Source organism: Nitrospirota bacterium (assembly GCA_040756155.1).
GTDB lineage: Bacteria > Nitrospirota > Thermodesulfovibrionia > JACRGW01 > JBFLZU01 > JBFLZU01.
The window spans coordinates 6193-7760 of record JBFLZU010000019.1 but is presented as its reverse complement, the minus strand read 5'-3'; the positions used below and the strand labels follow the sequence as shown (position 1 = coordinate 7760).

Sequence of the window (1568 nt, the reverse complement as noted above, 5' to 3'; positions counted from 1 at the left end):
CTACAGAGGATGAGGTCGAATTGACTGTTGCTGACACAGGTACTGGCATGTCTGATAATATTCTTTCACAGGTATTCCAGCCTTTCTTTTCAACAAAAGATAAAGGATTAGGATTAGGTCTCAATATTGTCCATAAAATTGTCAAAGAACATGGAGGTTATGTTTTTATATCGAGCAAGATAGGGGAAGGGACGCAAATCCAGATTAACTTTCCTGTAAAATTTGAAGTCTATCCTGTAGAGCGTCTTACAATGGAGGATAAGGATGTCAGATATATCAGATATACTGGTAGTTGATGACCAGAGTGGAATGAGAAAAAGCCTCGCTATCCTCCTTAAAAAAGAGGGTTATAATGTGGATGAGGCAGCAGGTGGGGAATATGCGATAGAATGTCTGAATCATAAACAATTCGACCTTGTTATCACAGACCTGAAGATGTCTCCTGTTACAGGTATAGATGTCCTTAAATATGTAAAAAAAGAAATCCCCCAGACCGAGGTAATAATCATGACAGCATATGGTACTGTAGATTCCGCTGTTGAAGCCATGAAGATTGGTGCCTTTGACTATATATCCAAGCCCTTCAAAAATGAAGAGATACTTCACAGAATCAGGAAGTCAATCGAGCACTCAAAGACTGTGAAGGAATTATATGAAATTCAGAAGGAATCGAGGAAGAAATTGTTCCCGATTATAGGGCAGAGTAAGGCGATAAAAAAAATCATCTCTCTGATAGAGAGGGTTGCAAAGGTCGAGCTCCCTGTATTAATAACAGGAGAAACCGGGACGGGAAAGAATCTTATTGCGAAAACAATTCATATTAATAGTTCAAGGGCAGATAAACCCTATGTTTCTCTAAACTGTGCTACAGTGCCAGAATATCTCCTTGAGAGCGAGCTCTTCGGTCATACAAAAGGTGCCTTTACAGGTGCTATTCTCGAGAGGAGAGGGCTATTTGAAGAAGCAGATGGTGGTTCTTTTTTGCTCGATGAAATCGGCAATATACATAAGACCATGCAGGCAAAATTATTGGGGGTGCTCCAGGATCAGACAATCCGTCGTGTAGGAAGTAATAGAGATAAAAGTATAAATGTAAGAATTATGGCAGCAACAAATAGAGATTTAGAAGAGGCTGTAATGGAAGGGGAATTCCGTGAAGACCTGTATTACAGGCTAAAAGTCCTGCATGTACATATTCCACCACTCAGGGAATACCGTGAGGATATCCCGCTTCTTGCAAGCCATTTTCTGGGCCTCTGCAGGGATAAATTCAAAAAGCCTGAAATACAGTTTTCCCCAGAAGTTATAAATATCCTTTATCAATATGATTATCCTGGAAATGTGAGAGAACTCTACAATATAATTTGCCAGGTAGTAGCTCTTTCATCGGATTCTGTAATTACTATAGCGGATTTACCCGCAGATATTACCCAACAAATTTTAGTAACAGCCCCACTTTCAAACGACCTCGTAAAGCCTCAGGCCCTTGAGGAATGGGAAAAGGAGGTTATACTGCAGAGCATAAAGAGACATTCCCACAATCTCGCTATGGTTTGTAGGGAACTCAG

At 40.3% G+C, this 1568-nt stretch carries 2 protein-coding genes; both read left to right on the top strand.

The window, feature by feature from the left end; all coding sequences use genetic code 11:
* Positions 1-296, top strand: a 296-nt coding sequence (locus tag AB1488_01715; protein ID MEW6408815.1) for a HAMP domain-containing sensor histidine kinase, incomplete at its 5' end; no start/stop codon positions are given.
* Positions 265-1568, top strand: a 1304-nt coding sequence (locus tag AB1488_01710) for a sigma-54 dependent transcriptional regulator (protein ID MEW6408814.1), incomplete at its 3' end; no start/stop codon positions are given. The genes AB1488_01715 and AB1488_01710, both read left to right, overlap by 32 nt.